Source organism: Arthrobacter sp. lap29, assembly GCF_032458965.1.
Lineage (GTDB): Bacteria > Actinomycetota > Actinomycetes > Actinomycetales > Micrococcaceae > Specibacter > Specibacter psychrochitiniphilus.
This window is the reverse complement of the sequence record NZ_JAUCEK010000003.1, coordinates 413,834-438,219: the sequence shown is the minus strand read 5'-3', so window position 1 is coordinate 438,219 and position 24,386 is coordinate 413,834. Positions and strand designations below refer to the sequence as shown.

General features: G+C 62.0%; 16 protein-coding genes and 1 tRNA gene. 9 read left to right on the top strand and 8 right to left on the bottom strand.

The annotated features are described in order from the left end of the window. Positions 1-64 precede the first annotated feature (64 nt). Complete coding sequence (locus RY113_RS07505; protein ID WP_315914078.1) at positions 65-2,272, bottom strand: acyl-CoA dehydrogenase; 2,208 nt, start codon at positions 2,270-2,272, stop codon at positions 65-67. Positions 2,273-2,677: 405 nt separating this feature from the next. Here RY113_RS07505 and RY113_RS07500 point away from each other — a divergent pair, with 405 nt between their 5' ends. Beyond that, the gene (locus RY113_RS07500) at positions 2,678-7,414 is read left to right on the top strand and encodes an ExeM/NucH family extracellular endonuclease (protein ID WP_315914077.1); all 4,737 of its coding nucleotides are present in this window, start codon (positions 2,678-2,680) and stop codon (positions 7,412-7,414) included. A gap of 156 nt (positions 7,415-7,570) precedes the next feature. Here the strand turns inward: RY113_RS07500 and RY113_RS07495 are convergent, their stop codons facing one another. Further along, entirely contained in the window at positions 7,571-9,514 is a 1,944-nt protein-coding gene (locus RY113_RS07495) for an FAD/NAD(P)-binding protein (RefSeq protein WP_315914076.1), read from the bottom strand. A 100-nt stretch (positions 9,515-9,614) separates the two neighbouring features. Here RY113_RS07495 and RY113_RS07490 point away from each other — a divergent pair, with 100 nt between their 5' ends. From RY113_RS07490 to RY113_RS07480, 3 genes are all read left to right on the top strand, one after another. Next, on the top strand, positions 9,615-11,717 hold the full coding sequence (locus RY113_RS07490; protein WP_315914075.1) for a prolyl oligopeptidase family serine peptidase: 2,103 nt from the start codon (positions 9,615-9,617) through the stop codon (positions 11,715-11,717). A 92-nt stretch (positions 11,718-11,809) separates the two neighbouring features. Next, positions 11,810-11,901 (top strand) — tRNA-Ser (locus RY113_RS07485). A 134-nt stretch (positions 11,902-12,035) separates the two neighbouring features. Continuing rightward, the gene (locus tag RY113_RS07480; RefSeq protein ID WP_315914074.1) at positions 12,036-12,707 is read left to right on the top strand and encodes a FadR/GntR family transcriptional regulator; all 672 of its coding nucleotides are present in this window, start codon (positions 12,036-12,038) and stop codon (positions 12,705-12,707) included. A gap of 55 nt (positions 12,708-12,762) precedes the next feature. On the opposite strand, the gene RY113_RS07475 is transcribed toward RY113_RS07480, so the two are convergent. From RY113_RS07475 to RY113_RS07455, 5 genes are read right to left on the bottom strand one after another with little or no spacing between them, the layout of a single operon-like run. Further along, positions 12,763-13,614, bottom strand: coding sequence for an amidohydrolase (locus RY113_RS07475; protein WP_218867978.1), 852 nt, complete (start codon positions 13,612-13,614; stop codon positions 12,763-12,765). After that, complete coding sequence (locus tag RY113_RS07470) at positions 13,607-14,575, bottom strand: aldo/keto reductase (RefSeq protein ID WP_315914073.1); 969 nt, start codon at positions 14,573-14,575, stop codon at positions 13,607-13,609. The genes RY113_RS07475 and RY113_RS07470 overlap by 8 nt, the downstream gene beginning before the upstream one ends. Beyond that, complete coding sequence (locus tag RY113_RS07465; protein WP_110105012.1) at positions 14,572-14,886, bottom strand: L-rhamnose mutarotase; 315 nt, start codon at positions 14,884-14,886, stop codon at positions 14,572-14,574. Before RY113_RS07465 ends, RY113_RS07470 begins: the two co-directional genes overlap by 4 nt. A gap of 36 nt (positions 14,887-14,922) precedes the next feature. Further along, positions 14,923-16,323, bottom strand: a complete 1,401-nt coding sequence (locus RY113_RS07460; protein WP_315914072.1) for an alpha-L-fucosidase — start codon at positions 16,321-16,323, stop codon at positions 14,923-14,925. A 2-nt stretch (positions 16,324-16,325) separates the two neighbouring features. Next, entirely contained in the window at positions 16,326-17,657 is a 1,332-nt protein-coding gene (locus tag RY113_RS07455) for an L-fuconate dehydratase (RefSeq protein ID WP_315914071.1), read from the bottom strand. 209 nt (positions 17,658-17,866) lie between these two features. On the opposite strand from RY113_RS07455, the gene RY113_RS07450 reads away from it, so the two are divergent. Continuing rightward, complete coding sequence (locus tag RY113_RS07450) at positions 17,867-18,751, top strand: fumarylacetoacetate hydrolase family protein (protein WP_315914070.1); 885 nt, start codon at positions 17,867-17,869, stop codon at positions 18,749-18,751. Next, on the top strand, positions 18,752-19,510 hold the full coding sequence (locus RY113_RS07445; protein WP_315914069.1) for an SDR family oxidoreductase: 759 nt from the start codon (positions 18,752-18,754) through the stop codon (positions 19,508-19,510). A 205-nt stretch (positions 19,511-19,715) separates the two neighbouring features. On the opposite strand, the gene RY113_RS07440 is transcribed toward RY113_RS07445, so the two are convergent. Next, the gene (locus tag RY113_RS07440; protein ID WP_315914068.1) at positions 19,716-21,878 is read right to left on the bottom strand and encodes a RecQ family ATP-dependent DNA helicase; all 2,163 of its coding nucleotides are present in this window, start codon (positions 21,876-21,878) and stop codon (positions 19,716-19,718) included. 95 nt (positions 21,879-21,973) lie between these two features. On the opposite strand from RY113_RS07440, the gene RY113_RS07435 reads away from it, so the two are divergent. From RY113_RS07435 to RY113_RS07425, 3 genes are all read left to right on the top strand, one after another. Then, complete coding sequence (locus RY113_RS07435; protein ID WP_315914067.1) at positions 21,974-23,389, top strand: phosphomannomutase/phosphoglucomutase; 1,416 nt, start codon at positions 21,974-21,976, stop codon at positions 23,387-23,389. Positions 23,390-23,460: 71 nt separating this feature from the next. Continuing rightward, positions 23,461-23,916 carry a hypothetical protein gene (locus tag RY113_RS07430; protein WP_315914066.1) on the top strand — a complete coding sequence of 152 codons (456 nt, stop codon included), beginning with the start codon at positions 23,461-23,463 and terminating at the stop codon, positions 23,914-23,916. Positions 23,917-23,919: 3 nt separating this feature from the next. After that, positions 23,920-24,369 (top strand): Rrf2 family transcriptional regulator, encoded by a 450-nt coding sequence (locus RY113_RS07425; protein ID WP_315914065.1) that lies wholly within the window; start codon positions 23,920-23,922, stop codon positions 24,367-24,369. Positions 24,370-24,386 lie beyond the last annotated feature (17 nt).

The window sequence follows — 24,386 nt, the reverse complement described above, 5'->3', positions numbered from 1 at the left end:
CCTTTCGGTGAAGCATGGAGTGTTGACGTTCTATTCCCACAGCCGGCCTGGCTGTGTTTCCGGCCTAGCCGCGCGGCAGGCCGAGAATGCGTTCGGCAATGACGTTGAGCTGGATTTCAACGGTCCCCCCGCCAATGAGGACCTGCGGGACACCCAGCATCCCGGTGACCGCGTCGCCCGGGGCCTGGGCAAACAGGGCGCCCTGACCGGCCAACTGCAACACACGGGTGGCTGCTTCGCGGGACAGCCTGGCGTGGGCAACCTTGGCCAGGGACGAGCCGACCCCGGGCTGGAGGCCGTTGACCTGGCGGAGGGTTTCACGCAGGTTCAGGGCACCGATGGCGCTGCTGAGAGCCACGATGCGGGCCAGCTCGGTGAAGGCCTCCTCCTCCGTTGCGCAGTACCCCTGCTCCCGGATGAGCTCACGCAGGGATTCCTCGGCGCCGGCGGATACTCCGGAGGAGATTTGGGTGCGCTCGTTTTGCAAGGTGGTGGCCGTGATGCGCCAGCCCTGGCCAGGTTCGCCGAGCAGGTAGGCGTCGGGCACGAACACGGAGTCCAGGAAGACTTCGTTGAATTCCGCATCGCCCGTGGACTGCTTCAGAGGCCGGATGTCCACGCCGGTGCTGCGCATGTCCATCAGGAAGTAGCTGAGCCCCTTGTGCTTGGGCACGTCGGCGTCGGTGCGGGCCAGGCAAATGCCCCAATCGGCTTCGTGCGCCCCGGAGGTCCACACCTTTTGTCCCTTGAGCTCCCAGCCGCCCTCCACCTTATTGGCACGTGTGGACAGCCCGGCCAGGTCTGAACCGGCGCCGGGCTCCGAGAAGAGCTGGCACCAGATGAGCTCGCCGCGCAGTGTGGGGAGTGCGAACTTTTCCTTGATCTCCTCGCTGCCGAAGGCCAGGACGGTGGGCATGGCCCATTCGCCAATGACCGACGACGGCTGGATGAGATTCCGCCGGGCGTATTCCTGGGAGATGATCACCTGCTCCCCTGGGGAGGCTGCCAAGCCATAGGGGGCGGGCCAGTGCGGGGCCGCGAGGCCGTTCTCAGCCAGGAATGTCCGCTGCGTACCGCGCGAGTTCCAGCGTCCGCCGTCGTGCTCATTCTTCATGGCGGCGGCTTGGTCCAGGAGCCCGGCGATGCGCTGGCGGAAGGCGGGATCCTCATCGGGGAGTTCAATATCGATGCGGCGGTCCAGCTCCAGCGCAACACGGCCAACGGAGGCTATCCCGGCCCTGGCCGGTGCCACCTGTGCGGCCAGGGTCATGGCGCGGCGCAGGTACAGGTGGGCGTCGTGCTCCCAGGTGTAGCCGATCCCGCCCAAGATGGTGACAGCCTCGGTGACTGCGTCCACGGCCTGGGCAATGGCGGCCTCCCGTGCGGACCCGGCGGCCAACGCCTGCTGGTCCGCGTCCTGGTCCAGGGCCACCAGGGCCGACCACGCTGCGGCGGTTGCCAGTTCGGCGGCGATGAGCAGGTTGGCGCACTTGTGCTTGACGGCTTGGAAGGAGCCGATGGGCTTGCCGAACTGTTCGCGGATCTTGGCGTAGTCCGTGGAAACCTCCACGGCCCACCGCATGATTCCCGAAGCCTCTGCGGCGAGCAGGCCCGCCTGCAGGGTTTCAACGTGGCCCAGGCCCAGCCCGGTCAGGATGTCGTCGGCGCCGATGACCACGCTCTCCATCACCAGAGTGCCGGCGTCGCGAGTCAGGTCGGTGCAGCTTGCGGACACCTTGGCCACCCCGGCCCGCTCGGCCTCAATAAGGGCGAAGCGGGTGTGTGTGCCGTCGGTGAATCCAACCACTAGCTGTTCGGCCGAGAGCAGTGACGCCACAGCCGTGCGCCCGTTCATGATCCACCCTGTACTTGTGGCAAGGGCTGTGAGCGTGGCGGCGGGCATGGCCAAGGCACCTGTGGCACCCTCCGCGAACACGTCCAGGCCGTGTGTGGAGGCCTTGCATTCGGCGGCGGCCGCGACAGCAGCACTTGCCAGGACGGTGGAAACGTAGGGGCCGGGCACCAGTCGGCGGCCGAACTCCTCGACCACAATTGCGGTGTCGGCGACAGTTCCGCCTTGTCCCCCGCGCTCTTCGCTGATGTGCAGGGCGTGGAGTCCGTTGTCCACCAGCTCGCCCCAGTGCGCCGGGCGGCCGCCGGCGCCGTAGGCCTCTAACAGTTCACGGGTCTGCAGGACGTCGGCGAACCGGTCCGCGAAGTCTGAAACTGCGGCAGCCAGATCGGCGTGCTCTTCTGTGAGGGACAAAGGCAAGAGAATCACTCCAAAATCACGGCCGAACCGTTCCTGAAGGGAAGCGGTCCGACGAGCGGGACATTTGTTAACTGAAACTAGACTCTAGTTTAAGTTTGTGACTTGGGCAACACTTTTCTGGAATCAAGTTTCAAAATATTTTTTTCTTCGGATTCCAGCTCCCCTATGCGGGCATACCCCGACCGATGTTACTTTTACTCCCACATATGCCCACTTCCGCACAAAACCCTTGTATTTGCTTGACCGAAGCCACTAGTTCATGAATGATTCACATCTATGTGCTTGGCTCATTAACGCTTCCGCAGTTCGCTCTCTGGGATTGCTCTTTGCCGTTCACTGAGCCAAAGCTGCGGTTCATCATCACTCACGGCACAACGGTGTGCCACCCTTTCGAGAGTTGGAGACATGACGAGCAGTAACTTCTACAAGGCAGGATTGGGGGCCGCCTTGGCCTTTGGTCTGGCCGTGGCACCGTTGGCGATCTCGCCAGCACTTGCCAACGATGCCCCCGAACCAACCGAATCCGCGGCGGAACTGGGAACGGAAGGAAATCGCGCCCCTGCCGCTCCACTCGCGGCTCTACCAGCGGTACCCAACGTCATCATCAACGAGGCGTACCTCAACGGTGGCAGCGCGAACGCCAGCTTCAAAAATAAATTTGTGGAGTTGTACAACCCCACAAATGCAGACATCAACCTGAGCGGATGGTCGCTTCAGTACCGCTCCGCAACAGGCTCAGTGGCACCATCCGGGCTGACCGGGCTTGCGGGCACCATCAAAGCCAATGACTACTACCTGATCAAGGGCAACTCCAACGGGGATAAGGGCCTTGACCTGCCTCCCGCCGATGCCGATACCGGCAGTCTCGCGTTCTCCGGAAGCGCCGGGACCCTGTTCCTCTCCAACAAGGCCGAGCGGCTTCCTGCGGACTTGGCAACCGGCTCACTGGTGGGCACTGCCGACATTGTCGACCTGCTCGGGTACGGCACATCCAATACTTTTGAAGCCGCACCTGCTGGCGGCCAAACTGTGGCGCTCTCACTGAACCGAAGCGACGCAGTTGACTCAGATAACAACTTCGCTGATTTCACCACCGCAGCTCCTACGCCCACCGGCACGGCTGGCGGGGTAGAACCGCCAAAGCCGCCGGAGGATGCCGGCAACAAGACCATCGCCGAGATCCAGGGTGAAGGCGCCAAGAGCGCCTTTGAAGGCTCCACTGTCACCACCAAGGGCAAGGTCACGGCGGCCTACCCCACCGGAGGTTTCGACGGCTACTTCATCCAGACTCCCGGCACTGGTGGCGATCTGGACATGGCCACCCACAAAGCCTCCAACGGCGTGTTCGTCTACTCACCCGGCACCGTAGCCAAGGTCAAGATTGGCGACTACGTCCAGGTGACCGGACTCGTGAAGGAATTTGGTGGTGCCACGGGCACCACCACCACCACCGAAATTGACGTCCCGGCCGATGGTATGACGGTACTGGACGAGGCAGCGACAGAGGTCAAGGCCGCCGTCGTCAATGTCCCGGAAACCACGGATGCCCGCGAAACCCTTGAGGGCATGCTCGTGGCACCCCAGGGCGAATTCACCATCACCGACAACTACACGCTGAATAACTACGGCGAAGTTGGCCTGGCAGTAGGCACCAAGGTGCTGCTCCAGCCCACCGCCGTGGGTCCGGTTGGCTCCGCTGCACACACCGCCACGATTGCCACCAACGCCGCCAAGGCCATCAGGCTCGATGACGGCGCCAGCACCAACTTCCTCAACGCCGCCGGCCAGTCGGTTCCACTGCCGTGGTTGAGCGCAGCAACACCGATGCGGGTGGGCTCCACCGCCGAGTTCGCAACGAACGTGATCTTTGACAACCGCAATAACGCCTACAAGTTCCAGCCGTTGGAGGCACTGACACCTGCCAACGCAGAAGCCGTTCAGCCCATCGCCTTCGGTAACAACCGGGTCCAGGCACCCTCCGCTGTCGGCGGGGACCTCAAGGTTGCCACGTTCAACGTCCAGAACTACTTCACGCAGACCGGCGATAAGAACGCCTCCTGCCAGTTCTACAATGACCGTGCAGGTAACCCCATTACAGTGCGGACAGGCTGCCTCCAACGTGGTGCTGCCAATGCCGCAAACCTCACACGCCAGCAGGCGAAAATTGTTGCCGGCATCCACCAGTCAGGGGCCGATGTGCTCTCACTGGAGGAAATTGAGAACTCCGCCAAGTTCGGCGAGGACCGCGATTTCGCCCTGGCCACCCTGGTGGCGGCACTGAACGTTCAGAGCCCCGGAGTGTGGGACTACGTCCGCTCACCCGGCGTGGACCAGCGCCCCTCAGTGGAGATCGAGGACGTGATCCGCACTGCCTTCATCTACAAGGTGGCAGTTGCTAAACCGGTAGGTGCCTCAGTCATCCTGGATGACCCTGCCTTCACCGGCATTGCCCGCCAGCCGTTGGCTCAGGCCTTCACCCTTGCAGGGAACGGCGAGGGCGCGAAGGTCATTCTGATTGCCAACCACTTCAAGTCCAAGGGTTCCCCCGCAACACCGGATGACATTGACAAGGGCCAGGGCAACTCCAACCTTGCCCGCACGGCACAAGCTACAGCCCTAGTGAAGTTCTCCAATGCCCAGCAGAGCGCTCAAGGCACCGACAAGGTCCTGCTCATGGGTGACTTCAACTCATACACCTTTGAAGATCCCATGCTGCTCATGGCTGCGGCAGGATACGTGGACCAGGGCGCCAAGACGGGCAAGCACTCCTACGCCTTCGGCGGACTGGTGGGCTCACTGGATCACATTGTGGCTACCCCGGCACTGGACGCATTCGTCACGGGTGCGGACATTTGGAACATCAACTCCACCGAGTCCATCGCCATGGGATACAGCCGCTACAACTCCAACGTCACGGACTTCTATGACACCTCGGCTTTTGCCGCCTCCGACCACGACCCCGTTGTGGTTGGCTTGAACCTTGCTGCTGCGGCGAGCGCACCCAAGGAAATCAACCTCCTGAACATCAATGATTTCCACGGCCGTATTGACTCCAACACGGTCAAGTTCGCTGGCACAGTGGAACAGCTACGGGCCGCCTCGGGCGACGCCAACACGGCGTTCCTCTCGGCGGGAGATAACATTGGTGCCAGCTTGTTCGCTTCTGCCTCGCAGGATGATAAGCCGACCATCGATGTCCTGAACGCCCTGGACCTGAGTGCTTCCGCTGTTGGAAACCATGAGTTTGACAAGGGCTGGGCTGATTTGGAAGGGCGCGTCCAAGACGCAGCCAACTGGAGCTACCTAGGCGCCAACGTTTACGCCAAGGGAACCAGCACCCCGGTGCTTGATGAATACAAGATCATCACCGTCAACGGTGTGAAGGTTGCCATCATTGGTGCCATCACCGAGGAAACCCCCACACTGGTGACCCCGTCCGGCATCTCCATGCTGGAATTCGGTGACCCTGTTGAAGCTGTCAACCGGGTTGCCAAAAAGATCACCGACGGAAAACTCGCGGACGTCATCGTGGCTGAATACCACGAAGGTGCCGGTGCAGGGACCCCGGACGGGGCAACCTTTGAGCAGGAACTGGCCGCAGGAGGCGCGTTCGCTGAAATTGTGACGAAGACCAGCGCCTCGGTCAACGCCATCTTCACGGGCCACACTCACAAGCAGTACGCCTGGGATGCCCCCATCCCCGGCGTTGCCAGCGATGCCGTATTGAAGACCCGCCCCATACTCCAGACCGGAAGCTACGGCGAGTTCATTGGTCAGGTCAAGCTGCAAGTTGATGCCAACAACAAGGTTCTCTCCTACACGCAGTCCAATGTGGCACGCAGCAAGGTTGATGACTCACTCTTGGTGGCCGCTTTCCCGCGTGTTGCCGAGGTCAAGGCCATCACGGATGCGGCTTTGGAGGCCGCAAAGATTGCCGGCAGTGTTCCAGTAGGCAAGATCTCTGCCGACATCACCACGGCGCAGACCTTCGATACGGACACCGGCAAGTACATCCGTGACGACCGTTCCAGCGAGTCCACCTTGGGCAACCTGGTGGGCAACTCCCTCTTGGATGCGCTCAAGAGTGAGCAGACCGGTGGAGCCGAGATTGGCGTGGTCAATCCCGGCGGACTCCGTGCGGACCTGCTGTACAAGAACGCAGGCCTCGAGGACGGGGTGGTCACCTACGCCAACGCCAACGCGGTGCTGCCGTTCGTCAATAACCTGTGGACCACCTCCCTGACGGGAGCGCAGGTGAAAACCATGCTGGAGCAGCAGTGGCAGACCAACGCGGACGGCAGCATCCCCAGCCGCCCGTTCCTGAATCTGGGACTGTCCTCCAACGTGGACTACACCTACGATTCCTCCCGTGCGCTGGGCGATCACATCACCTCCGTGGTCATCAATGGCGCGCCGCTGGATATGGCACGCTCCTACCGTGTGGGTACGTTCAGCTTCCTGGCAACGGGCGGGGATAACTTCCGCGTCTTCACCGAAGGCACCAACACCAAGGATTCCGGCCTCATTGACCGCGACGCCTGGATTGCGTACCTCAGCGCGAAGTCTGCCGAAGCTCCCATTGCACCTGACTTTGCCCGCCGCGGCGTGGACGTTGTGGGCGCACCGTCCACGGTCAAGGAAGGCCAGATGGTTACGCTCACGCTGAACAAGCTGGATCTGACCTCACTCGGAACCCCTGTCTCCACGAAGGTCACTGTTCGGTACGAAAACTCGGCCGGCGGAGCGGCGGTTCAGCAACCCAAAAAGAATACCTTTATCGTCAATAATGGCATTGCGGACTTGGTGTTCGACATGCCGGAAACGCTCAACGGCGGCCGTCTCACCATCACCACCGACGGCGGAACGTCCGCCGGGCTCCCCATCATCTCGGTGACGGCAGATGCGGGAACACCCACGGATACGGCGTCACCGAGCCCCACCGGCTCCACCACGGCTCCGGGCACCTCGCCTTCTGCGACGAGTACAGCAGGCGGTGGCGCTGGTAACGGCACCGGCAACGGCTCGGGCAACCTGGCTAACACGGGAGCCACCGCGCTTCCGCTGGGACTGGGTGCCTTGGTCCTGGTGGGGGCCGGAGTTGCCGTGGCCATGGCAAGCCGACGCAAGGAGGCACGCCACTAACCGTCACTGAATCAAGCCACCGCGCCCGTTCCCTCGTCTCGAGGGGACGGGCGCGGCACTTTAACCGGAGCATTCCCTTGCTGCGAGAGCGTCCGCCAAAAACACGCCAAAGGAGAGATAACGTTCGCGAAAATCGCGCCAATGGTGGGATAGCGTTCAGGCGAGGATGTCCACGGCGATAGCATCCGCATCCAGCAGCGTGCTATAGCCGCTGCGGTACTGCGCCGACGCCTCCGCCGCGATGGCGGTACCCCACTGCGTGGAGGAAAGCTGCAGGCCCAGCACATACATGCCCTGGACAGGCGCACCTGTCCCATCCAACGGGCGGTACGGCGGGGCGCTTACGTCCAGCCCGCTGGTGACCACGGGCCCGCCGTCGGAGGCCATCATCATGCGGGGACGGACGGCGCCCTCGGCCAGCAGGTTCGCCAACAGCGTGGACGCACTGCCTTGTACGTTGTTGGCCGGGGCAAGCGCCTCTACCAAATGCTTGGCTTCCCACGGCGCATCAGCCACCCACGGAGAAACGGCTGTGAACACCCCGTGCTGGACGCGAAATACTGGGTCAGGGCCAACAAAATGGACCACCCCGGCACGCACCAGCGCGGCCAGTTGCTCAACACGGATCGCGGGCGGACCGCTGGCCAGACCCTCCACGAAGCCTTCAAACCAGCCGCGCAACTCCCCCAGCCAAGAACTTTGAGTGATGCCGCGATCGGCCACGAGCGATTTAATCACAGCCCGCCCGGCATTTAACGCCCCGATAGCCATTTTGGTAGGATCATCCTCCCCCAGTGCCGACCCGGCCGCATCGGCGCAAAGGTACTCCAGAACCGCCGTATCCATGTCCGCATGCGTGGCGAAGCGATGCCCAGCCCCGGCCCGCAGCCGGTGCGCAGCTAACGGCCTGGCCAACCCTTCCAGATCGAGCACCAGCCCGTCTTGCACACCCTTGCCCAGCAACTCCGTGAGTCGGCTCTGCCACCCCGGGTCCCCGCCGTCGAGCCCAACATGCAGCAGCGCATCCAATGCCGGCAGCAAAGGGGCACTCACCGTGTCCGGGCGGGTCCTGGCCAAGGTGGTGTAGTACGCCCAGAGCGTGTCCCGGTACAGCAACGGCCAAATATCGTGGTCAAACCCGGCGGTGGCTCCCATGGCCCGGATCGAAGCCACGGCGTCCTCGCACAGGAAACGCAGGCTCACACTTGCAGGGTAGTAGCTGGCCAGCTCCGCCTTCGCACGGTAAGGAGTCCCCCGCCGTGACGCCCCCACAATGACCGGTTCACGCCCGGACGCCACATACCGCAACGCCTCCCCCGCCGGTTTCCCGGTGGCCTCAAACGTGCCGCCGCGCCCCTGTGTCAGCTGGCCCAGAACGTCAAAAAAGTTCAATCCCATGCCGCGCACCAGAACGGTTTCACGGGCCGGCAACTGGTCCCAGTCAACGTCATTGGGCACCGCCGGGGGCAGGTATGTCAGGCCATGCTCACGCGCCTCGGCCCGTAGCTGTTGCTGCGCCAGGCTCAACTTTGATTCCACATGGCCCAGCGCCAGGACCACTTGGTCCACGGCCAGGCTTTCCCCGCTCACCAGGACTACGGTGAATCCGCCACTGCTGTGATCGCGCACCACGCGCTTGGCTTCAGCGGGATGGACGGTGAGGCTCACGCCGTCGGGCAGGGTGGCTGTGAGCTGTTCAAAGCACCAGCTCAGGTACCTGCCGTAGAGAGCGCGGCTGGGAAAATTTGCGGCACCGAGGACGGCCAGTTCAGCCTTGTCCCCGCCGCTGAGGCGTTCCCACGGTGTGTGCTGTTGAATTTCACGCCATTGGTTGAAGCTGCAAGCTGCCAGCGCAGGCGCACTGACCCCTTGGTCCGGGATCAGTGTGGGGAAAAAACTTTGCGTATTCATCAAGTACAGGCGTGACTGCTCCGTGCGCCAGACGTGGCCCGCACCGGGCGGGAAGGGATCGATCAGGTGGATGTGCAGTGCCCGTGTGCGGTGCCCTGCGGCGTGGTGGGCCAGCAGCCGCTCCATGACGGAAGTCCCGCGGGGCCCCGCACCCACAATTGCCACCGTCTGCACACTTGTTAATTCCACCCTCTGAGCTTAACGGATGGGGCACCCCAAAGTTGCGTGGGATGCTGCGGTGAGGTCCCGGTACCGTGCGGCTGCTGTTGGCGTTGCCTAGGATGGTGCCATGACTGAAGCCGTGACTGCCACCCCCCAACAGATAGCCAACCAGCCCGCCGACGAGTTCTTGTGGCTCGAGGACATCCACGGCGAGGCGCCCATGGAGTGGGTACGCGAGCACAACGCCCGCACCGACGCCACCCTCGTGAACCCCGCGTACACCGCCATGGAAGCCCGGGTCCTGGAGGTGCTGGACTCCAAAGACAGGATCCCCATGGTGTCCAAGCGCGGCGCCTGGTACTACAACTTCTGGCGGGATGAGGTGAACCCGCGCGGGCTCTGGCGCCGTACCTCATGGGAGAGCTACCTCAGTGCCGCACCGGAGTGGGATGTGCTGCTGGATGTAGACGCGCTGTGCGCTGCGGAGGATGCACAGTGGCTGTGGGCGGGGGCCTCATTCCTGCGTCCAGCCCCCGGAGCGGACTACCGCTTGGCCATGCTGGCGCTCTCCCCCGACGGCGGCGATGCGGTCTCCTACCGGGAGTTTGATCTGACAACGCGCAGTTTTGTGCCGGGCGGCTTTGACCTTCCGGCAGCGAAGACCCGGCTTTCGTGGTTGGATGCGGACACGCTGTACGTGGGCACCGACACTGGGGAAGGTTCCATGACGGCTTCCTCCTACCCTGCCGCCGCCCGGGTGCTGCGCCGCGGGGAATCCCTGGCGGAGATGGGCGCAAAGGAGCCGCTGTTCTCGGTTCCGCTGGATCATTTGAGCGGCGGCGTCTCCCACAGCAGCACTCCCGGTTTTGAACGCGATGTGGCTTATGACGTGCTGGATTTCTACAACAGCCGCAGTTACTTGCGCGTAGGCGATGACTGGGTCCACATCGAGGTCCCTGACGATGTGAATGTTTCCCTCCACCACCAATGGCTGCTGCTGCGCCCACGTACGGACTGGGACGTTGCCGGGACCGTGTACGCCGCCGGGACCTTGCTGGCCATTGAGCTATCCGCGTTCCTGGCCGGGAGCCGTGACCTGGCAACCATTTTTGCCCCGACCGCCGCGGAATCCCTGCAGTCCTGGAGCTGGACCCGGGACTACCTGCTGCTGAACTTGTTATCTGATGTTTCCTCCAAAATCCTGATCCTTGATCCCGCCGCGGACTGGGCCGCCACGGAATTAGATGCCTGCCCGCCGCTGCACTGCGTGGACGCGTACGCCGTGGACAACGAGGATCCAGAGGCCGGCAACGACTACTGGCTCATTGCCACTGGTTTGCTCACCCCGTCCACCGTGTACCGCGGCACCCTTGAGCCCCGCGAAAGTGCACCGGCAGCGCTGGTGCGGGAAGCTCCGGCGTTCTTCACCGCGGAAAAGTACAGCGTGGAGCAGCACTTTGCCACCTCCGCTGACGGCACTCGTGTGCCATATTTCCAGGTGGGACCCAAGGATTTAACGCTCGACGGCGCCAACCCCACCTTGCTCAGTGGCTACGGCGGGTTTGAGGTGTCGCGGACGCCAGCGTACAGCGGTGCGGTGGGGCGTACCTGGCTAGAGCGTGGGGGCGTGTACGTGGTGGCGAATATTCGCGGCGGCGGCGAGTATGGGCCCAGCTGGCACACGGCCGCGCTGGGCGAAAACCGGCACCGGGCGTATGAGGACTTTGCTGCGGTGGCCCTGGATCTGGCAGCGCGCGGGGTGGCTACAGCAGCCAAGTTGGGATGTGCTGGCGGAAGCAATGGGGGGCTGCTGGTGGGAAACATGCTCACGCAGTATCCGTCCTTGTTCGGTGCCATCTCCTGCGGCGTGCCGTTGCTGGATATGCGCCGGTACACGAAACTCTCCGCCGGAGCCTCCTGGATTGCCGAGTACGGCGACCCGGATGTGCCGGAGCAGTGGGAATACATCAAAACGTTCTCGCCCTACCATTTGCTACTCGCCGAGGTGAAGTACCCGGCGGCATTCTTTTGGACGGCCACCTCGGATGATCGGGTGGGACCGGTGCAGGCGCGGAAGATGGCGGCACGGATGGAAGCCATGGGCATTCCGGCGCTCTTTCACGAGGCGCTGGAGGGTGGACATGCCGGTGCTGGCAACAATGAACAGGCCGCCCGGCTGCACAGCGCATCGCACGAATTCCTGTGGCGGGCACTCACCGGAAGCCTGTAATTTTGGCGCACCCGGCCCTCGTTTTGCTTTGCAGGCCTGTTTCTGGGTAAAGTTTGGGATGCTGGTTAGGGGCTTCTACCTTAGCCAGTGCTGGAGACGTGCCAGAGCGGCCGAATGGGCTTCACTGCTAATGAAGTGTGGGGGTTAAACTCCACCGGGAGTTCAAATCTCCCCGTCTCCGCCAAAAAATGCGCTCCTCGATTCGTCGAGGAGCGCATTTTTGTTTTATCGATAAAATCCAGTGACTAACGTGTACATTCTGTTCTCAAGACAGCGATCCTGGTCACTAAACAAACATCAGACCATTACACTGGCAGCATGGCTGTGACAGATGAAGCAATTACCAAGATCAAGGACATGATCATCTCCGGGGAACTTTGTGCCGGGGACAGGCTGCCTCCGGAAAAGGAACTCAGCGAAAAACTGGGCCTGTCCCGCAGCTCCTTGCGCGAAGCGGTCAAAGCCCTGGAGATTATCCGCGTCCTGGATGTACGCCGCGGCGACGGCACCTATGTGACAAGCCTGGAACCCAAGCTACTGACGGAGGCCATGACGTTCATTGTGGACCTTCACCAGGATGAGTCCATTTTGGACATCTTCGAAGTGCGTCGAATCCTGGAACCGGCCGCAGCAGCCATTGCCGCCACGCGCATCACACCCGAACAAATTGCCTCACTGCGCGCCACCATGGAGACCATTGACGATGCGACCAGTGTGGAAGCACTCGTGGAACACGATCTCATCTTCCACCAGCTCATCACCTCTGCGGCAGATAACAGCTATCTGGCCAGTGTCCTGGATGCCCTCTCCAGCAGCACCGTGCGCGCCCGCATCTGGCGGGGCCTGACCCAGGAAAAGGCAGTGGACCGCACGTTGGCAGAACACACCGCCATCATTGAAGCCCTGGAACGCGGTGACGCGGACCTGGCAAAGTCACTCCTAACTGTTCACATTAGCGCAGTGGAGCACTGGCTCCGTCAGGCACTCTAGGGGCGCCCGCACTCCGCAGGCAGCCTTGCCTCTGCCATGGCTCTCCCGGGGGCGACTAGCGACGATAGGTACGCAGCGCCGTCCCGGACCAGATGGCCTGGGATTCCGCGGGGCTCAACGTTTCAATAAGGTCACCCGCCACCGCTATGGTCTGCGCATAACTGGCACCAAGCAAACTCACCGGCCAGTCACCACCAAATATCAGCCGATGGGGACCGAAAGCTTCCAGAGCAACGCCCCACACCTGCTGCAACGCTGCTGCGGAAAATTGTGCACCGTCCATATGCAGCCCCGAAACTTTAGCCACCGTGTTGGGAAACGCCGCCACGGCGCGCAACTGCGCCTCCCATACGGCCATGGCTTCTACGCCTCCGCGCGGCGGCTTACCCAGATGGTCAACCACCACCCGCAGCTGCGGAAAATCCCGTGCCAGCTGAGCCACTTGCCCCAGATGGCGCGGGAAGGCGTCCGGAACATCAAAGGCAATCCCTGCCCGCTCCAGCAACGCCAGGGTTTCGCGGACTGCCGGAAGCTCCAGCACCTTGGGGCGGGGGTCGTCGTGGATCAGTGTCCGGACACCGCAGAATTTGGGGTTGGCGCTCCATTGTTCCAGGAGTGCGGCAGCGCCAGACGGATCTTCCAGCGGCAACCACCCCACGACGCCGATGATCCAGTCGTTGGCATCTGCCGCGGCAAGCATGGCTTCAGTGTCACTGGCGGCATCGTCAGCCTGGACCAGGATGGCCTGCTGAACGCCAGCCCCGGACAGTGCTTCCCACGCCTGCTCCGCGGTGAAGGAGTTGTACAGTACGCCGTGGCCAGGTTGCAGCCAGGAATACCGCCCCTCCCCCAGTTCCCACAGGTGCAGGTGAGAATCAACCCGAGCCACCGCGTCCGCGCTAGGCAAAGACGAGATCTTCCGTTAGGAGACCGCGGGACACCAGTGCGGTCCAAAGCTCGGGCGGAATCTGGGCCGCCATCCGTGCCGCTGTTTGAGTGATTTGATCCGGGTTGGACGCACCAACCACTACGGTGCTCACAGCCGGGTGGGCGGCAGCAAATTGCAGCGCAGCGGCTGGCAACTCAACACCGAATTCGTCGCAGCAGGCCGCGAGGGCCTTGGCGCGGGCCAAGATGTCCGCCGGGGCCGGTTCATAGTTGTAAAACGCGCCCTCAGCAACCACGGGGCGGGCCAGCAGACCGGAGTTGTACACGCCAACGTTGGCAATACCCACACCGCGCGCCAGGCACAGGGGCATGAGGTCTGCGGCGCCCGGCTGTTCCAGCAGTGAGTAGCGCCCGGCGAGCATAATGATGTCCAGGTCCGCGGCGAGGACACACTCACGCAGGGCCTTCGCCGAGTTGGCGCCGACGCCAATGGCAGACACCAGGCCCTCCTCGCGCAGCTTTACCAAGGCGGGAAGGGCCTCCCTAATTCCGGCCTCGAGGTCGTACACGTCCGGATCGTGCAGATAGGCAATGTCTACCGCGTCCAACCCTGTGCGGACCAATGAGTCCTCAATGCTGCGCCGAATACCGGCCTCGGACGGGTCCCAGCGGCGAACGGTGTCTGCAGGAACGTCAAAGCCCTGCTCATCGCGAGCATCCGAGGGGTTCTCCACCGATTCCAGAACGCGGCCTACCTTAGTGGAAATGACAAAGTCCTCTCGCGGTTTGCCGGCTAGGAAAGCGCCCACACGTCGTTCGGATAGGCCCAGTCCGTAATGGGGTGCTGTGTCAAAGTATCTGATGCCCGCGTCCCACCCGGCGGCGAGGGTGGCGGCGGCAACGTCGCTGTCCATGGCACGGTAGAGATTGCCGATTCCTGCGGCACCAAATCCCAAACGGCCCAGTTCTGGCACGCTCATGGCAGTTCCCACACTTGTGCCAGGCCCATGTCATCGCCCGAGTAGTCGTCCTCAACTTCCAGCAGTTCACTCATGACGGCCTGCCATTCAATGTTGACAGGATCCGTGGCCAATTCCTTGCGCATGGCTTGGTAATCGGCCACTTCCACCACATGAAAAAGCTCCCGGCCACTGCGCCAAATGTTCCATGCTGTGACCCCGGCGGTGCGAAGTGCAGCGTCAAGCTCGTCACTGATGTGGGCATGGACGGCGTCATATTCAGCCTCTTTGCCGGGCTTTAGCCGGGTGTGTAGGGCGATCTTCTGGCTCATGCGCGGGGCTCCTTCGGTGCTCATTCGGGTCAGGATTCAGGGTTCTGGATTCAGGAACAGTTCAATGACAGGCACGCTCACGCCGGGGCGTTTGACGGGTAATTTCAAGGTCAAGGTACCGGGTGCTTGGCCGGCAGGGGTCATGTGGCCAGCGGACTGCCCCGGATCAAGGACTTGCATGGCAACTTCTGAGGCATCGTTAAGCAACTGCGCGTACCGCACCTTTCCGGCCAGGCCGGGCAGATGGATGAACTGGAACGGCCAGGCAAAAAGATGCAAGTACAGCCTGTTGACACGCAGGGTGTAGCGGGCATCCGCTGGCGCTTGCAGGCCCGAGGCCCCGGCACCGTAAATGGAGCGCCCGTGCAGATGCATCCATTCGCCCATGGCAGCCAGTAGCTCGTGTGCGCGGGGATCAATTTCGCCACGAGCCGTGGGACCCACATTCAGCAGCAAGTTCCCTCCCTTGGACACACCGTCAATGAGCATGCGGATAAGTTGTTCGGCAGATTTGTAATCCAGATTGTCCCTGTCATAGCCCCAGCTTCCGTTCAGTGTTTGGCACGCTTCCCAAGGCACTTCCTTGTTCCCGCTGATCATGGGCCCTGCCGGCTGATATTGCTCCGGCGTGAGAAAGTCCCCGGGCACATTGAGCCGGTCATTGACCACAATGCCCGGCTGCAGTTCCCGGATCATCTTCATCAGCTCGGCTGAGCCCCAGTCAGCGGCTCCCTTACCGGGGAACCTCCCACCGCCGTCGGGGTTGGCAGTTGCAACATCCGGATAGGAGAAATCAAAGAACAAGTAGTCAATCTGCCCATAATTGCTGAGTAGTTCACGGACCTGGCCGTGCAAATATTTACGGTACCGGTCCCCATCGCGCCCCTTGTTCAACTCCTGCCAATCCGGGTTGTTCCGGTCAGCGTGGTTGCCGTCAATGGTGAAATCCCCGTGATGCCAGTCGATGACCGAATGGTAGAAGCCAACTTTGAGCCCCACCTCCCGCAGTGCCGCCACATAAGGTGTCAGCAGATCCTTTCCGCAGGGGGTGTTGGTGGATTTGTACTCCGTGAGGGCAGAATCCCACAACGCGAAACCGTCGTGGTGTTTGGTGGTCAGGACCACGTACTTCATCCCCGCATTTTTGGCCGCGGCGGCCCATTCACGGGGGTCATAGAGGTCCGGCTCAAAGTGATCAAAGTACTTGCGGTACTCCCCAACACTCATGTTCTCCCGGTACATGACCCACTCATGGCGTGCAGCGAGGGAGTACAAACCCCAGTGCACAAACATGCCGAGCCTGTCCTCGGTGAACCAGGGAGCATGGGGGATGGTGGCTTGGGCTGAATCGGCTCGGGCTGAAACAGCTTGTGCTGGGGTGGACTGGGGGATGGTTTTGTTGGGGGCAGGCTGATTGGGGATGGCTAGGTCTGACATGACTAAACCATGTCCTTTTCCACGGCACTCGCCGCGTCCGCAGCCCAGAAGGCCCCGTCCGGGAAGCTGTACTCCGCTACGGATGCAGCATGCATTTCGCTGCCGCCACCGGGAGCAACGGGCGGCCAGTAGCGGCCGTCATGAACATCAATCGGGGTGAGGAAGTGCTCGTGGAGGTGGTCCACGAACTCGATCATGCGGTCATCCTTTTTGCCGGAGACGGCGAGAAAGTCAAACATGGACAGGTGCTGCACGGCCTCGCATAGGCCTACACCGCCGGCGTGCGGGCAGACCCGGACACCGAACTTGGCGGCCAGCAACAAGATGGCCACGTTTTCGTTGACTCCAGCCACACGGGCTGCATCAATCTGCAAAACCTGCAGCGCGCCCGCCTGTAGCATCTGCTTGAACACAATACGGTTCTGCACATGCTCGCCGGTGGCCACCGGGATCGGTGCCACGCCGCGGGCAATGGCTGCGTGCCCCAAAATGTCGTCAGGGCTGGTGGGTTCCTCGATCCAGGCAATATCAAACTCGGCCAGATGGGACATCCATTCGATGGCCTGATCCACATCCCAACGCTGGTTGGCATCCACGGCAATCTTGATGTCTGGTCCCACGGCGGCACGTGCGGTACGCAGACGGCGCACGTCATCCGCGAGGTCGGCACCTACCTTGAGCTTGATCTGCAAGAAACCTTCGGCAACGGCCTCGTGCGCCAGCCGTGTCAGCTTCTCATCCGAATACCCCAACCAGCCTGGTGTGGTGGTGTAGCCCGGGTAGCCCTCCGCCAGCAAGGTAGCCATGCGCTCATCACGGCCAGGCTCTGCGGCACGCAGAATCTCCAAGGCGTCCTCGGGGGTGAGGGCATCGCTGAGGTAGCGGAAGTCAACCAGGTTCACGAGCTCCTCGGGACTCATGGTCCCCAGTAACTGCCACAACGGCAGGCCTGCACGTTTGGCTTTCAAATCCCACAGCGCATTGACCACAGCACCAATTGCCATGTGCATGACACCTTTCTCAGGACCGAGCCAGCGCAACTGGGAATCGTTGATGAACTCCTTGTAGGTGGCACCCATATCCGCAAGCAAATTCTCCACATTCCGGCCCATGAGATATGGCGTCAGCGCCTTGATAGCGGCCGTTTCCACGTCATTTCCCCGCCCAATAGTGAACACGAACCCGTGACCTTCATGACCGTCGCCGTGGTCTGTAACAACACGCAAGTACGCTGCCGAATAGTCCGGATCCGGGTTCATGGCATCGGAGCCATCCAGATCACGTGAGGTAGGGAAACGGACGTCGCTGGTCTCAACGGCAATGATGGTACTCACAGGTGCTCCCTAGGAGAGAATTAGAGATAATAGAAGTTGACTCAAGCTAAACATCCGATGTTTCGCATGTCAATATGTCTCAAAATGCTGAAATAATTGCAATGAGTAGGTAAAGTTACCTTAAAGCTCAGACGTTACTGACCTCTGTTACGGAGGTTTCTGAGCCACAAGGGCCGCAACGGTGCGGCCGCAGTAAGGATAGGAAATCAATGAAGATTGCACGTCTTGGTGATCAAGGACAAGAAATTCCCGTTGTCATCGCGCTCGATTCCGCAGGTGTTGAACGCGTCTATGACGCTCGCCCCGTAACCTCCGCCATCGATGGGGCCTTCCTGTCCAATGACGGCATCGCCGCCCTGCGAACCGCGTTGGCCAATGAATCCTTGCCGGTCTTGGACAACGCTGATGGGCTGCGCATCGGTTCCCCCATCTCACGACCCAACAATGTGGTCTGCGTCGGCATGAACTACGCAGCTCACGCGGCAGAGTCAGGTGCCGAGCCACCCACCAGTCCGGTGGTCTTCCTCAAGCCGAACAACACGGTGTCCGGCCCGTTCGATGCCGCCCCCATCCCGCCGAACTCGGCCAAGTATGACTGGGAGGTGGAACTAGGAATCGTTGTGGGCCGTGAGGTCAGCTACCTGTCCGATGTCTCCGAGGCCGCATCCGCCGTCGCCGGTTATCTCATTGCCAACGACCTCTCGGAGCGCGAATACCAGCTCCCGGGTGCCGCCGGGCAGTGGACCAAGGGTAAGTCGCTTCCCAAGTCCACGCCGCTGGGGCCGTGGTTTGTTCCTGCTGATGCAATAGACGCCAGCAACCTTCAGCTCCAGACCTGGGTCAATGGCGAGCCACGCCAGAACTCCAACACCGCGGATTTGATCTTCGATGTTCCCACCATCATTCACCATCTGAGCCAGTACATGGTGCTGGAAGCCGGCGATGTCATTCTGACTGGGACCCCGGAAGGCGTTGCCCTGTCCGGCCGTTTCCCCTACATCCAGGACGGCGACGTCGTGGAAGTGGAGATCGCCGGTTTGGGGCGCCAGCGCCAGGAATTCTTCCGGTTCGCACCCGCAGCACAGGAAGCCTAGATGAGCCCCGAGCTTTCAGCCCTGACAGCGGTTGTTACCGGCGGTGCCTCCGGAATTGGCGCAGCCATCGCGGCCAAGCTGCAGTCCATGGGCGCGAATATCTCCGTCCTTGACCTGAATCCGGCGGATCTGCCCGAGGGCCAGCTTGGGTTTATCTGCAACGTAGTTGACGACGCATCCGTCAAGGCCGCGATCGAGGGCACCGTGGCAGTCTTTGGCGGGGTTGACATTCTCATCAATAACGCCGGCATTGGCGCCCAAGGCACTGTGGAGGACAATGACGACGCCGAATGGGCTCGCGTCTGGGACATCAACGTTGTCGGCATGGTCCGCGTTTCCCGCGCTGCCCTGCCGCATCTGCGCAAGTCATCTGCCGCGGCTATTGTGAACACTTGCTCCATTGCGGCCACCGCAGGATTACCGCAACGCGCACTGTACTCGGCCACCAAGGGCGCGGTTTTGTCCTTGACGCAGGCCATGGCGGCAGATCACCTGCGTGAAGGGGTACGCGTCAACGCCGTGAACCCCGGCACGGCTGACACACCGTGGATCAGCCGGCTCATGGATTCGGCACCGGATCCGGTAGCGGAGCGTGCTGCTTTGAACGCCCGTCAACCGCATGGCCGTCTGGTTGCCGCCGATGAGGTTGCGGGCGCCGTGGCGTACTTGGCGAGCCCGCTTTCCGGCTCCACCACAGGTATTTCCATTGCCGTGGATGGTGGCATGCAGGCCCTGCGTCTACGCCCCGCCGGTCAGTAACCACCACCTCGCGGACGCTCGGTTACCTTCGGGCCCCGTTTCCCAGACGCTATCGCAGCAATGGCGCGATTTTTGGGAACGCTATACCACTGTGTGCACTAGCGTTCCCGAGTCTCCAACCATTGCTGCGATAGCGTTTTGGGTTAATGCCGTTTTGGGTTAATGCCGAAAGATGACCCAGCGTGTTGGGCGGGACGGGGAAGCTTTAGCCGGCTTGGGCCAGCACCAGTGGCAGGACCTGTTCCGCCCCTGCGGCACGCAGCGCACGTCCGGCAACAGTGAGAGACCAGCGGCTATCCACCAGATCATCAAGGAGTAAAACCGGCCCATCCGGGCCATCCGCGAGCGCGGATGCCAGCTCTGGCCCCACCACAAAGCGATCCCAGACACCGGCCAGGCGGTAGGCGCTATTGCCTCCGCGCTCCCCCGTGGGCCCACCGAATTGCAGCGATAATTCACCCAGGTACGGCAGCTGGCCAATCTCACAGATGGCTTGGGCGAAGGACTGCAACAACAATGGCTTCTTCCGGGACGGCATCGAGACCACTGCCACGGGACGTCCGGCACCTTCCCAACCGTGCTGACCCCATTCGCGCAGCACCGCTACTACGGCTTGGGCCATGGCCGGGTCCATAGGAGCATCCCGGGCGCCGGATGCAAACATGGCCCGTAGGGCATTGCCCCATCCCAGATCGCTGAGTCTGGCCAGAACTCGTCCGGTTGAGAGCAGCTCGTTGGCTTTCAGTTTGCCCTTGACCGGAACCCCCAGCTTGTCCATGCCGGTAGGCCACATGGCGCGTGGATCAAGCGGCAGTCCGGCATGACGCAGCGATTCCCCGGCACGTTCGGCAGCTCCTTGGCCAACGTCTGCGGCAAACCAGCGGCCCGTACAGTTATCGCACCGCCCGCACGGAGACGCGGTTTCATCGTCCAGCGCGGCGGCTAGGTATTCCATCCGGCACCCTGACATGCGCTCGTATTCCACCATGGATTGCTGCTCATCCACACGGGCTGCGGCAATCCGGCGGTACCGTTGTTCGTCATAGACCCAGGGCTGGCCCGTGGATTCCCAGCCTCCCGTGACCCTCCGGACGGCCCCGTCAACAGCCAGCACCTTCAACAGCAGCTCCAGCGGGGTCCGCCGCAGGTCAACTCTGGCTTCCAGTGCCGGGGTGGACATGGCCTTGGGTGATTCGCCCAGCGTTTGCAAGACTGCCATGGCCTTGTCCTGGGCCGGCATGGAGGCCGTGGCAAAGTAGCGCCAAATTTCGGCGTCCTCACTGCCGGGCAAGAGGAGCACGTCCGCGTTGGCGCTGCCACGGCCGGCACGCCCTACTTGCTGGTAGTAGGCCACAGGGGATGAGGGCGCCCCCAAGTGCACCACGAAGCCCAGGTCCGGCTTGTCGAACCCCATACCCAAGGCGCTGGTGGCCACGAGCGCCTTGACCTGGTTGTTCTTGAGCGCCTCTTCCAGGTTCTCGCGTTCCATGGTGTCGGTACGTCCCGTATAGGCCTTGACCACATGCCCGGCTTCAGAGAGCAGCCGTGCGGTGTCCTCGGCCGCGGAAACCGTGAGGGTGTAGATGATGCCGCTGCCCGGCAGTTGTGCCAAATGCGTCAGCAACCAGCCGAGCCGATCACGAGAATCGGGCAGCCGCAGCACCCCCAGCCGTAAGGATTTTCGCGCCAGCGGGCCTCGGATGGTGAACACCCCGGCCCCGAGCTGTTCCTCAATATCAGCCACTACCCGCGAGTTGGCGGTGGCGGTGGTGGCCAGTACGGGCACGGATGCCGGAAGCTGGGCAATCAAATCCGCAATACGGCGGTAATCGGGGCGGAAATCGTGGCCCCAGTCGGAGATGCAATGGGCCTCGTCAACAACCAACAGGCCAGTACGCGCAATGAGCATGGGCAGCTGATTTTCCCGGAAGGACGGGTTCGTCAGCCGTTCAGGGGACACCAACAGCACGTCCACCTGATCGGCGGCCAGGGCGGCCGAGACTTCACCCCATTCCGTGGCATTGGCGGAATTGATGGCCATGGCCCGCACTCCCGCCCGCTCCGCTGCGGCAACTTGATCACGCATGAGTGCCAGCAGGGGCGAGACAATCAGGGTTGGGCCGGCGCCCCGGGCCCGCAGCAGCAGCGAGGCAACAAAGTACACGGCCGATTTTCCCCAGCCGGTGCGCTGGACCACCAAGGCCCGGCGTCCGGCGTCCACCAGCGCTTCAATGGCTTCATACTGGCCATCATGAAAGTCTGCATCCTCCCGGCCTACCAAGGCCCGTAGCACTTCCAGCGCCTGAGCCCTGGTAGCGGAGGCGCTGTGGGATGTTGTGGAAGTACCGGGGGTTGGTTGCGTCGTCATATCCCCAGTATTCCAGCGGCCACCGACAATGGGCGCCCACCCCGGGGAAACTGTGGATAACTTCACGGTTTGCTCCTCAACGCTAAGATGATGGGGTGACTACTGAAGAGAATTTCCCGGTTGACCTCTCCACTTCCTTCAAAGCGTATGACGTCCGTGGCATTGTGGGCCAGTCCATTACTGCCTCCTCCGTCAAGGCCGTGGGTGCTGCTTTTGTCGATGTGCTGGGCCTTGAGGGCCAAAACGTCTTGGTTGGTGGCGATATGCGCCCCTCCTCCCCCGAGTTCTCGGCAGCCTTTGCCGAGGGCGCATCCGGCAGGGGTGCCAATGTTCAGCTGCTGGGGCTGATCTCCACCGATGAGCTGTACTTCGCTTCGGGTGCGCTCAAGGCTGCCGGCGTGGTTTTCACTGCCAGTCATAACCCGGCTGAATATAACGGCATGAAGATGACCAAGCCCGGCGCCGTGCCGCTTTCCTCGGAAACTGGTTTGACCGAGATCCGGGACCTCGCCCAGTCTTATCTGGCCAATGGCATTCCGGCCGATAAAACCGTAGGCAGCATTGGCACCGCGGATGTCCTGAAGGACTACTCACAGTACCTGCGTTCTCTGGTGGATCTCTCTGCCTCACGCCCGCTAAAGATAGTGGTTGACGCCGGTAACGGCATGGCTGGTATGACCACTCCGGCCGTGCTGGGCAGTGCACTGTTGCCCGGCCTGCCCTTTGAGATTGTGCCGCTGTACTTTGAGCTCGATGGCACCTTCCCCAATCACCCGGCCAACCCCTTGGAGCCGGCCAACCTGGTGGATCTGCAGGCGGCCGTAGTCAAGCATGGTGCGGACATTGGTTTGGCGTTCGACGGCGACGCCGACCGTTGCTTTGTAATTGACGAGCTGGGGGCGCCCGTTTCGCCGTCGGCCGTGACGGCTTTGGTGGCCCGCCGCGAGATTGCGCGAGCCAAGAAGGGCGGAGAGGAACACCCCACAGTCATCCACAACCTCATCACCTCCCGTGCGGTACCGGAACTGATCGAGCACGACGGCGGCCGAGCCGTCCGCACGCGCGTGGGCCATTCCTTCATCAAGGCAACCATGGCTGCAGAAGGCGCAGTGTTTGGTGGGGAGCACTCCGCTCACTACTACTTCCGCGATTTCTTCAATGCAGACACCGGCATGCTCGCAGCCATGCACGTCCTGGCTGCCCTAGGCGAGCAGGATGGTCCGCTATCGGATCTGGGCCGCGAATACGAACCTTACGCATCCAGCGGTGAAATCAACTCCCAGCTGGCCGATGTCCCCGCCGCAGTAGCCCGGGTACGTCAGGCCTACACCCGTGAAGACGTAGTGGTTGATGAACTGGACGGCGTCACCTTTACCGCCAAGGACGGTTCCTGGTGGTTTAACCTGCGCGCCTCCAACACCGAGCCTTTCCTGCGTCTGAATGCCGAAGCTGTTGATGCCGTGACCATGGCTGATCTGCGCGACGCCGTCCTTGAGCTGGTCCGCCGCTAGCCCGCCAGAGGCCAGCACCACAGCCACCACGGCACAGCCCCAAACACCCAACACTTATTACAGGAGCCCTGATGGAGCCGAACACCAACCCGCAATCTGAAACCGACCTCTTGGTTCAAGATGACCTCAACAAGCTCATTGGCACCGCCTTGGGTGTGGCGGGCGACCAGCTTGAAGAGCATGGCGCCTTCCTGCCGGTGGGCCTTGTTCTCACGCACGAGGGCGATCTGAGTCTGGTGGCCGTCTCACCGATAACCACCGAAGGTGGGGAAGAGGAAGAGTTGGACGCCGATCAAATGGTGGCGGATCTTTTCGAAGCGCTATCCCAGCAGAAGGAAGCGAACCGAGCTGCCGCCGTGGTCTGCGATATTCACTTGCCCGATGACGCCACCGACGCCATCCACGTCATGGCCGAGCACAGCACCGGTGTGAGCGTTTCCGCAGTCAGGCCCTACCGTCAAGCCCCCACCGGGTGGGAGTTCGGCAATCCCTTCTTAGAAGCTGGTGAAGTCACCATATGGGCATAATCCATGCGTATTAATAGCTTTTCTGACGTGAGCCTGCGCCTGTTGATGGTGCTGTGCTCTCTGCCAGAGGATGAGCTTCCCACCACGCGCGAACTCGCTGAGTCCGTGGGCACGCCCTACAACCATGTCAGCAAGGCTGTCCTGAAATTGCGCCAAATGGGCTTGGTGGAAGCCCTTCGTGGGCGCAGCGGCGGCGTACGCATTTCATCTGAAGGCAAACAAGCCACGGTAGGTAAGGTGCTGCGCATCCTTGACGATCATGGCGACGTTGCACAATGCCAAACGGACATGGGCGATTGCCCCATGGCGCATAGTTGCGGCCTGCGCGGCGTGCTCAATCACGCACGCGAAGCATTTTACGTGTCACTAGACGAGGTGACCATCTACAGCCTTGCCAGGACCACCACCACCGGCCCGGTGCCCGTGATGTTAAGCACATCACGTCCGGATTAACCCCCGCCAAATCAGGC